The 12225-nt window shown below is 58.2% G+C and carries 10 protein-coding genes and 1 pseudogene; 7 read left to right on the plus strand and 4 right to left on the minus strand.

Features of this window, described 5'->3' with window-relative positions; genetic code table 11:
- Positions 1 to 5 precede the first annotated feature (5 nt).
- The 7 genes and pseudogenes from tagH to AB4O22_RS27320 form a co-directional block, all read left to right on the plus strand.
- Positions 6 to 797, plus strand: a pseudogene (tagH, locus tag AB4O22_RS27290) (type VI secretion system-associated FHA domain protein TagH); the annotation flags it as partial.
- Positions 798 to 856: 59 nt separating this feature from the next.
- On the plus strand, positions 857 to 1360 hold the full coding sequence (gene tssJ, locus AB4O22_RS27295; RefSeq protein ID WP_460097572.1) for a type VI secretion system lipoprotein TssJ: 504 nt from the start codon (positions 857 to 859) through the stop codon (positions 1358 to 1360).
- On the plus strand, positions 1357 to 2688 hold the full coding sequence (gene tssK, locus AB4O22_RS27300) for a type VI secretion system baseplate subunit TssK (protein WP_027912826.1): 1332 nt from the start codon (positions 1357 to 1359) through the stop codon (positions 2686 to 2688). The genes tssJ and tssK overlap by 4 nt, the downstream gene beginning before the upstream one ends.
- Before the next feature lie 5 nt (positions 2689 to 2693).
- A complete protein-coding gene (gene icmH / locus AB4O22_RS27305) occupies positions 2694 to 3557 on the plus strand; it encodes a type IVB secretion system protein IcmH/DotU (protein ID WP_027912825.1) in 864 nt (287 codons plus the stop codon).
- 13 nt (positions 3558 to 3570) lie between these two features.
- A complete protein-coding gene (tssM, locus tag AB4O22_RS27310) occupies positions 3571 to 7014 on the plus strand; it encodes a type VI secretion system membrane subunit TssM (RefSeq protein ID WP_460097573.1) in 3444 nt (1147 codons plus the stop codon).
- The gene (locus AB4O22_RS27315) at positions 7011 to 7736 is read left to right on the plus strand and encodes a PP2C family protein-serine/threonine phosphatase (protein ID WP_027912823.1); all 726 of its coding nucleotides are present in this window, start codon (positions 7011 to 7013) and stop codon (positions 7734 to 7736) included. The genes tssM and AB4O22_RS27315 overlap by 4 nt, the downstream gene beginning before the upstream one ends.
- A gap of 44 nt (positions 7737 to 7780) precedes the next feature.
- Positions 7781 to 8665 carry a serine/threonine-protein kinase gene (locus AB4O22_RS27320; RefSeq protein ID WP_460097762.1) on the plus strand — a complete coding sequence of 295 codons (885 nt, stop codon included), beginning with the start codon at positions 7781 to 7783 and terminating at the stop codon, positions 8663 to 8665.
- A gap of 211 nt (positions 8666 to 8876) precedes the next feature.
- On the opposite strand, the gene AB4O22_RS27325 is transcribed toward AB4O22_RS27320, so the two are convergent.
- The 4 genes from AB4O22_RS27325 to AB4O22_RS27340 all read right to left on the minus strand — a co-directional run bounded on the left by AB4O22_RS27325 (position 8877) and on the right by AB4O22_RS27340 (position 12066).
- On the minus strand, positions 8877 to 9236 hold the full coding sequence (locus AB4O22_RS27325; RefSeq protein WP_460088627.1) for a DUF6124 family protein: 360 nt from the start codon (positions 9234 to 9236) through the stop codon (positions 8877 to 8879).
- Positions 9237 to 9765: 529 nt separating this feature from the next.
- Positions 9766 to 10344 (minus strand): plasmid pRiA4b ORF-3 family protein, encoded by a 579-nt coding sequence (locus AB4O22_RS27330; RefSeq protein ID WP_460097575.1) that lies wholly within the window; start codon positions 10342 to 10344, stop codon positions 9766 to 9768.
- A 395-nt stretch (positions 10345 to 10739) separates the two neighbouring features.
- On the minus strand, positions 10740 to 11405 hold the full coding sequence (locus AB4O22_RS27335) for a hypothetical protein (protein WP_460097576.1): 666 nt from the start codon (positions 11403 to 11405) through the stop codon (positions 10740 to 10742).
- A gap of 250 nt (positions 11406 to 11655) precedes the next feature.
- On the minus strand, positions 11656 to 12066 hold the full coding sequence (locus AB4O22_RS27340) for an SMI1/KNR4 family protein (RefSeq protein WP_028237769.1): 411 nt from the start codon (positions 12064 to 12066) through the stop codon (positions 11656 to 11658).
- Positions 12067 to 12225: the final 159 nt, after the last annotated feature.

Here is a 12225-nt window from a genome sequence, read left to right on the forward strand (position 1 = left end):
AATAGATGGATCTTGTTTTCGAAATGCTGAACGCCAACCAGTTCGTCCCTGTACGACTGTGTCACAAGACCTTCGGGCCGGCTGGCGGAGTGATTGGTCGGGGTGAGGGTTGCCACTGGATGATTCCCGACCGCGACCGCCTGCTGTCCAAGTGTCACGCGCATGTCAGCTTCCGTGAGGGTGCGTTTTTCCTGACCGATACCAGTTGCAACGGTACGACCCACCGCGAAAGCGGCGCACGCCTACGCAAGGGCGAGCCGGTACGGATACAGGACGGAGACGCCTACATCATGGGCGAATTCGAGGTCCTGGCGCGGCTGGTCATCGGGCCGTCGAACAGCGTTGCCGAAGCCGGTCGCTCAACGTCGGTCGACAGTCTCATTCCGGACGATGCCTTTCTGGAACTCGACCCGCTGAAAGCACTGGACCAACAGGAGCGGGTCTTGCTGGACATCGATGAGCTGATAAATCCCACTGCCGTACCACCAGACACCCTTGGGCGCCCAGATTATGCGCGTATCGACATGGAAAGCCTGCTGGTGCCGGAGTTGGTCGAAGAGCTCGTTGAACCAAGGCCTGCGCCCATCCCGCCCGCCAACGCTATGGATCACCCGCGCGAAAATTTTTTGGAGCGCTTCGCTATTGCCCTGGGCATGGATCTCGAAAGCCTGGATAGCGAGGCCCTCGAAACCCTGGCGATCAATGCAGCGCTGCTGCTCAAGCAAAGCATCCATGGTTTGCAGCAGAGCTTGCGCACCCGCTCGGAGTTGAAAGGCGAACCGCGCCTGACCCAGACCTATGAAGAACAGGTTTGTCTGATTGCCAGCCTGCAAATCGATCACCACGGATGACGTCCATGTCGCACTGCACGATGCACGTATTCAAGACTTTGGCGGCGCTGGCCATGACCCTGCTGTTGGGCGGTTGCACCACGTTGTCGCCCTTCTCGACGATGACCAAGCTCACCCTCACCCTGACGGCCAGTGATCAGCTCAACCCCGACCTCAATGGGCGGCCATCGCCAGTGGTGGTGCGGTTGTTCGAACTCAGGCATCCGGTAGCCTTTGAAAACTCGGACTTCTTCAGCCTCTATGAGCGCGCGAGGGAAACCCTGGCCCCCGATCTGATTTCCAGCAAAGAGCTGGAATTGCGTCCAGGTGAAACCGTCGAACTCAGGCTCGGTATCACTGGGAATGGCCGTTACGTCGGCATACTCGCGGCGTACCGAGACCTGCCACACGCCCGCTGGCGCTACACACTGCCAGTGGCTGCGACGCAGTTGACCGAAGCGAACCTGATCCTCGACCAGGATGGGATCGCCAACACGCTTGAAAGACAGGCCAAGGTAGATGACCGATGAATCACGATAAAGTCATCTGGCAAGAAGGCATGTTGTTGCGTCCACAACATCTGCAACACAACGATCGTTATTTCGATCACCAGTTGAAGGTTCGTACCCGGTTGCTGGCCAGTTACGCCTGGGGATTCCTGGCGCTGGAAATCGATCTGCAATTTCTCAACATGGGCCAACTGGTGGTCAGCCAGGCCAGCGGGGTCCTGCCGGACGGCAGTCTGTTCGAGCTCGGTGGCAACACCGAGCCATTGGCCCTGGAAGTACCGTCCAATACCAGCAATACACCGATCTACCTCGCGTTGCCGTTGGTGACCGGCAATCACATCGAGTCCCGTCGTCAGGAGCAATCTGACGTGCTGGCGCGCTACACCATCTACGACGCGCAGGTGAGCGACTCCAACGCCGGCGATTCCGGCGGGAGCCAGATCAGTTGTGGGCGGCCGAACCTGCGCCTGCTGTTGGGCGAGCAACAGAGCGACCATGCGTTTGTGAAGCTCAAGCTTTGTGAGGTGCTCGATACCACCGCTGATGGGGTGATCAGACTCGACCCGGACTTTGTGCCAACCTTTATCCAGGCTCGTTCATCCCATTATTTGCTGTCGTGTCTCAAGGAGATCATCGGCATGCTTGCTCATCGAGGTGACAGCCTTGCCGAGCGGATCCGTTTCAATGGCAAGGCAGGTGGTGCGCAAGTGGGCGATTTCATGATGCTGCAACTGATCAACCGTAGCGAACTGTTGCTGCGTCATTACCTGGACCTGGAGCAAGTACATCCCGAAACGCTCTACCGAATGCTACTGGCCCTGTTGGGTGAACTGGCGACGTTCTCCAGTGACAGCAAGCGCCCGCCACTCACCAACCGCTACCAGCACAGCGACCAGGGCGCATGTTTTCGACGCCTGATGCAAGCGATCCGCCAGGTGCTGTCGATGGTGCTCGAGCAGCACGCTATCGAGCTGCAATTGCAGCCGCGCCAATATGGAATCACCGTCTCGCCGATGCAGGACCTCACCCTGCTGGATACGGCTTCATTCGTACTGGCGGCTAGCGCCAACTGTGACAGCGAAGAGTTGCGCCATCGACTGCCGTCGAACCTCAAGGTTGGCTCGGTGGAGCGCATCCGCCAGTTGGTCAACCTGCATCTGCCCGGTATCAAGATCAGGCCTCTGCCCGTGGCTCCGCGGCAGATCGCATTCCATGCCAACAAAACTTATTTCATCCTGGAACCCAGCTCCGAAGACCTGGCGCAACTGAAGCGCTCGGCAGGCTTCGCGTTCCATGTGTGCGGTGATTTCGCGGAGCTTGAACTGAATTTTTGGGCCATCAGGAATTGAACGAAATGGATAAGGAAAATCCCCAGGACGAAACAACCGTCCTGCTCGACCACCATGGACAACGTCCTGCTTCTGGCCCCTTGACCGACGCTGTTGCGCCGCCACGTTTCGAACAGTTGCAAGAGCGAATGATCTACGCCGCGCACCTACCGCGGTCCCAGGCCCTCAATGTCAGCCTTAATCCGCTGGTCGCGGCGGCGTCCGGATTGTTGTCGCAGATGGTGCAACTCAAGCACGGCCGCGAACGCGAGGACCTGCAAGCCCTTAAAGGGGAACTGAAGCGAGGCCTGGAGCAGTTCGAAGCCTGTGCCTTGCAGGACGGTGTTGAAAACAGTCAGTTGATCGCGGCGCGTTACGTGCTCTGCTCAGCGATCGACGAGGCGATCGTCACTACACCGTGGGGCCATGGAGGTGGTTGGTCACAGATAAGCCTGCTCAGCACTTTTCACAACGAAACCTTCGGTGGCGAGAAGGTCTTTCAATTGCTTGAGCGCTTGTCGAAAAACCCCATCAAACACCTGTCGATGCTTGAGTTGTTGTATCTCTGCCTGTCCCTGGGCTTCGAGGGCAAGTATCGGGTCCAGACCCGTGGGATGCTCGAGCTCGAAAGTCTGCGCGATGCCCTGTATCGGCTGATCAGTCAGACACGCGGTGACATCCCTCGTGAACTGTCGCCTCGCTGGGAAGGCTTCGATGGCGCGCGACGCAGCCCGGTGCGCATTGTCCCGGCCTGGACGGTGGCGGTTTTTACGCTGGTCTGCCTGGGGGTGATGTACTCGAGTTTCGCCTGGGTATTGGACGAGCAACGCCGAAGCGTACTGCAACCTTATCAACTGTCAGAGCCGGTCGCCGCTCAGCCGCTGCCGTAAACAGGGACGTGTCATGAAATTGCTTTTCAGGAAAGCCGGTGCCTGGGTGCGCCAGACGTGGATTTGGACGCTGCTGGCGGTGCTTTGTATCGCGTTGCTGGTGTGGTTCGTCGGGCCACTCCTGGCCGTTAATGACTACAAGTTCTGGGCAAGCCCGACGGCGCGGTTGCTGACCGTCAGCGTGCTTCTGCTGGGCTGGGGCCTGGCCATGGTTTTCGTCAATGGGCGCGGTGGTTCAAGCGCGAATCCCCAGCAAAACGCCCCCGAGCAGGCTCGGGCCCTGCATCAAGCCAGGATTGATGATGAGCGGCGCGAAGTGCGCTCGCGCTTCAAGCAGGCATTATCCACGCTAAGGTCCTCGAGCCTTTATCCCGGCCGCAGCGAACGCTGGCGCAACGATCTGCCGTGGTATCTGCTGATCGGCCCGCCTGCCAGCGGCAAGACCCGTCTGCTGGACTGCTCGGGCCTGGAGTTCCCTCTCGACAAGCTTGAGCGCAAGCCAATCGGCGACACGTCGGGTACCCGTTATTGCGATTGGTATTTTGCCGAGCACGCCGTGCTGGTCGACACTGCCGGGCGCTACCTGACCCAAACGGACAGTGATGTCGACAGCAGCGCCTGGGCCGTATTGCTTGAACTGCTGCGCAAGCGTCGCCGCGGTCGTCCGTTGAGCGGTGTACTGGTGACGGTACCGACCGAGGTCCTGTTGCTGGGCAGCGAGGACGAAGTGACTACGCTGGCCCGCCAGATTCGTGGCCGTCTGCAGGAACTGCAACAGCGACTGCACGTTGATGCCCCGGTTTATCTGGTCCTGAGCAAAGCGGACGGCGTGCCAGGTTTCAATGAGTTCTTTGATTCGTTGACTCGCGAAGAAAACGACCAGGTATTGGGTGCAAGTTTCAGTCGGGACCAGCGTGGCAGTGATGTGGCCGTGTTACGTGCCGAGTTCGAGGCGCTGCTGCATCGCCTCAACAGCCAGGTGATCATGCGCATGCATCAGGAGCGCGACCCGCTGCGCCGTAGCTGCATGCTTGATTTCCCTTACCAACTTGGACACCTCGGTGCCGGCCTGTGTCTGCTGGTCGAGCAGGCGTTTACCGGCAGCGTCGGTACGTTGCGTGGTTTCTATCTGACTAGCGCATCGCCGCCGGGCCGAACCAATACCACGTCCAGCGGGCGCTCGCGGTTCATCCATCACTTGATCAGCCGGGTGATTTTTCCGGAAGCCGATCTGACTGACCTCGTTCAGCGCGAGCGCCGTCGTCTCCATTGGGGGCAGCGAGTTTTGTATTTCGGAGCGCTGACGGTCATTGGCCTGTGTGGGCTGTTGTGGGCGCACGGTTTTTCGGCCAACCACGAGCGACTGGACAGCTTGCGTACGCTGGCACAACGCTGGGACCAGCAGCAATCAGGCCTGGCGAATGCTGATGACTGGACCGCGATGCTCGAATCACTGGATATCCGTTTCGAGGCAACCCGGGTTTTCCCACCCTACAGGGCGGTGCCTTTGCATGAACGCGTCGGCCTGTACCAGGGCGAGGCGAGCAACCCTGCGGTGACCGACGCCTACGAGCGTGAATTACAGGCGCGACTGTTGCCGAAGGTTGCGCAGAGGCTGGAAGCGCATGTCCGCAACAACTGGAATGACCGTGAGCAACTTCTCAACAGCCTGCGCGCCTACTTGATGCTGGGCCTGCAAGAGCGCCGCGATGTTGCCTGGCTCAAGGATTGGCTGGCCAACGATGGGTCGCTTCGTCACCCTGGCAACACGGCGCTACAGGAGGGCCTGAATGCCCACCTCGAGCGCCTGTTGGAGCTGCCCTTTATTCATGCGCTCAACGAACCGCTGGTGGCCCAGGCCCGGAAAGCCTTGCGCCGTGAGTCCCTGGCAGCCGTCGTGTACAGAATGCTGCATGAACAGGCCAGCCATCTGCCGCAATACCGACTCAGCCAACACCTGGGCTCGCAAGGTGCGTTGTTGGTCGGCACCGACCGTGTGATTCCCGGTTTCTATACCCGCCAGGGTTACGAACGCTACTTTTCGATCCAGGGTGCGGCATTGGTCTCCGAGTTGCTGCGGGACAACTGGGTCCTGGGTGAAGGCGAGGGCCTCAGCGGCACGGACATGCGTCGCCTGATGGTCGAACTCGAACAGCTGTATTTTCGTGATTATGCCGACCACTGGAGCGAAGCGGTTGGCCAGGTCGCCCTGCAAACCATCAGTAATCCAGGTGAGGGCGCCGAGCAACTCGCGGGGCTGACCTCGGCTCACTCGCCGATTCTGCGGATGCTGGTGCAAGTGCGCGAACACACTCGAATCCAGGCTGTTGCCGAGCAAATCGACGATCTGACGCAAGCGGCAGGGAACGGTGGACATGCCGTTACAAAACTCGCTGCCGTGGCTGGGAAAGCCTCTGTGTCCTTGGCCGAAAATCTGCCGGACACTGCGCAAAAATCCTTGCGACGGCGTTTCGAGCCGCTGCATCGCCTGCTGGACCCGGACAATGGTCCGACGGCTGATCTGGTCCAGGCCTTGCGGGCCATTGATGAGGTGCAATTGCAACTGGCGAACCTGGCTCGCGCCAGTGCCCCGGAACAAGCGGCGTTCGAGCTGGCCAGGCACCGCATGGGCGGCCAGCGCGATGCATTGAGTCACCTGCGTGGTGCGTCTGCCCGCTTGCCGCAGCCGGTCAGTGCGTGGTTCAACGTGATGGCCGAGGACAGCTGGCGCTTGGTGCTCAATGATGCTTATCGTTACCTGAACCAGCGTTATCAGGGCGAGCTGTACAGCTTTTACGGCAAGGCGATCAACAAGCGTTACCCGTTCAGTGCTCACAGTGCCAGCGACGTCGCGCTCAATGACTTCCGGGAGTTCTTCAAGGACCAGGGCATCGTCGATCGATTCTTCGAAAATTACATGCAGCCCTTCGTCAGCGGCTCGGCGGGACACTACCGTCTGCGCAGCATCGACGGTCAGAGCTTGCCAATGTCCCGGGTCTATCTCGATCAAATGGCAACCGCGCACACCATCCGCCGGAGCTTTTTCGCCGAAAACCCGACCGAGCCGCAAGTACAGTTCAAGCTTGAACCGTACACCCTGGACCCGGCGGTAAGCCGTGCTGAATTCCGTTTCGGTGACCAGATGCTTGAATACCGCCACGGTCCGATCCTGCCGGTGGCATTTACCTGGCCAAGCGACGCACAGAATGGTCGAACCTTTCTGGTGCTGGACAAGATGGTTGGACGAGGCGTGGGCATCGAGAAAAATACCGGGCCGTGGTCGCTGTTTCGGTTGTTCGACCTGATGCAGAGCGAATACCGGACCGGGCGCGATGTCCGCGTATTGAAGGCGGACCTGGGTGGCCTGCGCGCCAACTATCTGTTGACGAGCCAACGTACGCCGAACCCTTTCGATATGAGTGTGCTGCGCACCTTTCGCCTGCCGGTGCAGCTTTGATGGAGGCTGGTCCCTGGTACAGCGCCGCGCGCACGGACCCTGGCAAGACCCGGCCACGTAATGAGGATGCTTTTCTCGATTGCCCGCAACAGGGGATGTGGGCAGTGGCCGACGGCATGGGTGGCCACTCGGGGGGTGACATTGCCAGCCAGCTGATCGTTGCCAACCTGACGGAGCTGCCGCTGTACCGGGACTTGGCTGAACGTTCGAAAGCGGTGCGCCAATGCCTGCGCTGGACCAACCGACGACTGAGCCAGGAACTTACCGTCACCGAAGATCATCCCGGCATTATCGGCAGCACTGTGGTGGCGCTGTTATTGGAAGGAAACCGCGGGGTCTGCATCTGGGCGGGCGACAGCCGTTGTTATCTGTGGCGCGGTCGACGACTGTACCAGCTGACCAAGGACCATTCACTGCAACAGCAACTGATCGACACGCAACACATCAGTCGCGATGAGGCCTGTGCCCATCCTGCGGCCAAGGCACTGACCCGCGCGGTCGGTGCCGCCCCAGAGTTGACGCTGGAGGTGTTGGAGCTGGATGTTCACCCGGGCGATACGTTCTTGCTGTGCAGTGACGGCCTGTACCAAGGCCTTGGCGCGCAAGCCCTTGGCAGTGCCTTGGACCTGGCTTCGCCACGCGTGGTGTTGGAGCATCTTTTCGACGACGTTCTGCGTGGCCCGGCGCGGGATAACCTGACGGCCGTGGTGGTCTGCCCGTGAATGAAGAGGGTAGCCACCCCACGTATTCCTCCTTCGCCAACGCGGTGTCTACTGTGACATCCAGTCAGCATTGCGTCAGCGAAACACCGGACATCCTCGCAGGACGCTATCGCCTTGAACGCTTGCTTGGGGCGGGCGGCATGGGTGTTGTGTACCGCGCGCGGGATTTGTTGCACGAACAATTCGCTGATCCCGATCCGTACCTTGCCGTGAAGATGCTCAGCGAGGCATTCGACGCGTCACCCGATGCGAGTGCGCTGCTCTACAGCGAGTTTTCCATGACGCGGCGATTGCACCACCCGAATATTTTGCGCCCCTACACCTTCGAAGTGGACACAGCCCAACGACGGGCCTTCATCACCATGGAGCTGATGCGTGGCCTGACCATGGACAAACTGCTTTGCGAACGGCCCCACGGGTTGCCTTGGTCCGAACTCAAGGCTATCGCCGTGCCGCTGCTCGATGCCCTGGCGTACGCCCACGGCCGTGGCGTACTGCATGGTGACGTGAAGCCAAGCAACATCATGTTGAGCGAAGAAGGCCTGCGTCTGTTCGATTTCGGTTTGGGCCTGGCCGAAGAAGGGCCTTCGCAGCATCTGCCAAACCTGAACCGTGAACGCCTTAACGCCTGGACCCCTGGTTACGCGGCGCCTGAACTGCTTGAAGGTGAGCCCCTTTCAGCGGGTGCCGATGTCTACGCTGTGGCTTGCGTGCTGTATGAACTGGCGAGCGGCCAACACCCGTTCCGACGGTTACCTTCCACCCAGGCCCGCGATGCCCGGTTGGAGCGCCCGCTCAAGGCACCGTGCAACCTGCCCAGGCGTTGCTGGGCGGTGCTACGGATGGCGCTGGCGTTTGATCCGGGGCAGCGGCGTATTAGTGCAGCTCGATTGCGTGACGCCTTGAGCGGTGTGTCGTCTTGGTGGTGACATTCTTGAATGGTGAAACGAGCCATAACCTAGTCCCTATTTTGATCGCTACGACTGCTGTTCGTGGCGAGGGAGCTTGCTCCCGCTCGGCGGCGCAGCCGTCGTAAACCGGCTGATGCGGTTTTTCCGGAGAAATGCGCCGGCCTGTTTTGGGGCGGCTTCGCCACCCAGCGGGAGCAAGCTCCCTCGCCACGGGTTGGTGGTGTGGCGGCTATCGTGGGTCGACGTTATCCAACACACGGCTGGCCAGCATTGAACTCAGTTCGATCAGTTGCTGGATGCCGAGGGCGATGTGGCGGCGGGGGCCTTCCAGGTCGAAGGCCAGGTTGCTGATCATCGCGTCGGCTGATGCCAGGTTTTCGCTGAGGTTGGCGAGCAGGCATTCGTTGTCGGCGTTTTTTGCCACGGTGAAGAGCTGGTCCGGTTTGGATGCATCTTCGGACTTTTCCGGTTTCGGTAGCAGGTAGTAATCCAAGGCGCGCTTTTCTGCTTCGTCTTGTTTCTTCGTTTTGGATTGAGTGGGCGCAGAGGTGCGATCTGCTTCGGGGGGATTCGGTGTAATTTTGAACATGGTGCAGCTCCTTTCGTAAGAGGAACCATCACCGTCTGCCGCCAAGCAGATAGGGTGACGGATTACACAAGGTTGGCGGACCGGAACGAAAGGAACCCGGCATCCCCGAAGGGATCCTTGCGCAACCCGCCATAACATAGGAATGCCAATGCCAGAGGCATCGCAATCCTATTGAGGGGCTGTTGCGCCTTTCGTGTACCGGGCCGCCAAGCCCGACCACTGATGGGCAGTGGCAGGGAAACGATAGAGCCCGACGGCAAGGCGCACAAGCTGGCGGATTCTGGCGTAGTTGTAGGCAATGGCGCAAGGATGCGTAGCTTGGTGGACGCGTTGTGGAGGGAGAATAAACAAGCCTTCGTAATGCCCAGGATTCGGGGCGAGATGGCGTGCTCTCGCTCGGTGGCGCAACGGTTTTTCTGTAGGAATGCGCCGGCATTTTTGGGGCTGCTGCGGGGAGCGAGCTCGCGATGGCGGTAGCACGTTACATACCCATCTGAAGGGTAAGTATCCGAACCCCACCTGTTTCAACTCAGACCTTGATCTGTTTAAACCACTGATTCACGCGTTCGCAATCAAAGATCGTCGGGTCGAAGGTCTCCCCGTACCATTCCACCATAGCGTCATGCTCGGGATGTTCAGGGTTAGCCATGGCCTCTAAAAACACTTCGTAACCCGGCCCTCCACCCACGTCTTCCGGTGGGCAAGCATTGGCGCCCTCGATGCAGTACGGCACTTGAGGGCAGGCAGTAGCGGATAATGTTTTTTCGACCTTGATGCGGTGATGCCAGCTATCACCGAAGTCATAGAGATAATTGAATGCCCGCTTTCCGTTCAGTGCCTTGATCAAGGTTTTACGAGCTTCCGGATTCACCGCCGGCCCCCAGCCATCAGGATCGGGCACGCCATAATTCTCACCGGCAATTTCAAACTCATGCAGATGGTAATCGCTCCAACCCATCACGATCTGGATCACCTGATGCAACCTGCCCAGGGTAATGTTTTCAGGCACTGCGAACCGACGCCAAATCGTTGGAGTCATCCACTTCAGCTCGATATGCAGTAGCAACAAGTCACGCTCGGGCTTTGGCAAGCGAACAGTTTTAGCCATGGGTCAGGCAGCCTCGCAGTGTTTGTGAGTGTAAGAGACACGCTCCAGGGGCGCAGTTCGTTAGCCCGATTGACCGGATGCTTGGCGATGCATTCCAGTACGTAGGTCACGGTGATGAAAAATCTGAGTCATCAATGCTGCTCCGGAGGTCATGCCAGAGTTTCAAGGTAATTGAATAACCTGAGTCAGGCCATTTGAGTTTCGATTTCCGCCAGCAAGCCGCAACCCGTGGCGAGGGAGCTTGCTCCCGCTCGGTTGCGCAGCGGTTTTTCTGTAGGAATGCGCCGGCCGTTTTGGGGCGGCTTCGCCGCCCAGCGGGAGCAAGCTCCCTCGCCACGGTATTTGCGCTTAACCTGCGCTCGTCGGCCAACGGCACGTCGCTCCTTGGATAGCTGTCAAAGCTTGTCCAGGCTAGAAACCGTGGTGGTGTAGAAGGCCACGCCCGACTTGTCGATGACTTTTATCCTGCCGCCTTCTTCCTTGAGGTCTTTGAGGTACGGACCGAACGCTATTTCGTCGGGTGCGGTTCGCAGAATTTCTTTGTCGAGTACCGGTGTGTCTTTCCTCAAGACCTTAAGGTTCATGAGGAAGCAGTCGATGGTTAACTGGCTCTCCAGGGCGCAGACATAGTCCGACCCTTTTATTTTTTTCTGCTTGAAGGTCCACTCGTTTTTATAGTGGTTGCGGCGGAACTCATCCATTGCGTTTTTCAGCAGATCAAGGGGCAAGGCCATGTGTGGGCGGCATTTTTCCAAGCCTTCCAGCAACAGTTGTATAAAGAACTCATTGAGCTCGTTGACCGATGTGCATTTTTTATACAGTTCGGTATCCAGGCTGACATTGACGATGAGCGCGCCGCTGGAGTTTACATAGGGCTCATTGACGGCTTGGCGGGTGCCGACAAAGCAGATTTTCTTGAAGTTGGGCGTTTCGAATTTTTCTGCACTCAGGCTGCGCTCAAGAAAATTGCAAATCGATCGGCTTTGGTCGCGAAACGGATGAATAATTTCGTCGCTGAATTCGCCCAAGTCGGGGTACAGGTAGATTTCTTTTAAGATCATGGTCTTGAATGCCTCGCTGGGTCTAGTTCCTGCCTGCGTCGATTCGCGTTTCTTCGCTCAAAATCTCGACTTTCCAACGAGCAACTGGGCCGGCCGGCTCTTTTTGATGACTCTGGATTCGTAACGTCCTCTTGAAATCCAATACTCATACGTAGACCTGAGCGAGCCTCGTGAGGCAATCGCTTCACAGGCTCGTGGGTAGGTTATTTCCAGGCAGCATGGTAAGCCTGTCCAGCGATGACACATGACTCTATTGGCCTGTGAGTTCAGCGAGGAATTCTTCAAATGATTCGCATACGAAAGCCAGATCCTCTTCATCCATCAAGTACAGGTAAATATTCCCGAAGTCAGCTTCCTTAACGGATAAGAGGAAGGAATTGCCACCGTGATCGTACGCAAAGGGGATCATTTGTTTTAGTGACGGAGCGTCGTCCGTCAAGTCGCGATAGACCGTTTCGATAGGGGCTTGTCCGTATTTGATCGGAGTGAATCCACCCAGCAAGAAATCATTCTCGCTACTACTCTCAGACAAATCGCCGCCGTTGTGCTTTAGATAAAATTGCTTAAAGGCTGTCGGTAATTCCACATTGAATTTTTCCTGGAACTCATTCAGTTCTTGCATAGAGAGGGCGCGTTCGGATTCTTTGAGGGTCAGCCGCATTTGGATGCTCCTTTTGTTCTGCATTGAAGTGATCTGACTTTCCACTAAATCTTCAATATGACGTTCCTTTTGGGGCGGCTTCGCCACCCAGCGGGAGCAAGCTCCCTCGCCACGGGATCTGCGTTTCGCCTCAAATCTTGTGCTCAGCCAGCGTTCCGC

Source organism: Pseudomonas sp. S3_B11 (assembly GCF_054667715.1).

Coding starts and splice junctions, on each gene's coding strand:
- tssJ (WP_460097572.1), top strand. CDS start 857: ATGTCGCACTGCACGATGCACGTATTCAAGACTTTGGCGGCGCTGGCC.
- tssK (WP_027912826.1), top strand. CDS start 1,357: ATGAATCACGATAAAGTCATCTGGCAAGAAGGCATGTTGTTGCGTCCA.
- icmH (WP_027912825.1), top strand. CDS start 2,694: ATGGATAAGGAAAATCCCCAGGACGAAACAACCGTCCTGCTCGACCAC.
- tssM (WP_460097573.1), top strand. CDS start 3,571: ATGAAATTGCTTTTCAGGAAAGCCGGTGCCTGGGTGCGCCAGACGTGG.
- AB4O22_RS27325 (WP_460088627.1), bottom strand. CDS start 9,236: ATGTTCAAAATTACACCGAATCCCCCCGAAGCAGATCGCACCTCTGCG.
- AB4O22_RS27330 (WP_460097575.1), bottom strand. CDS start 10,344: ATGGCTAAAACTGTTCGCTTGCCAAAGCCCGAGCGTGACTTGTTGCTA.
- AB4O22_RS27335 (WP_460097576.1), bottom strand. CDS start 11,405: ATGATCTTAAAAGAAATCTACCTGTACCCCGACTTGGGCGAATTCAGC.
- AB4O22_RS27340 (WP_028237769.1), bottom strand. CDS start 12,066: ATGCGGCTGACCCTCAAAGAATCCGAACGCGCCCTCTCTATGCAAGAA.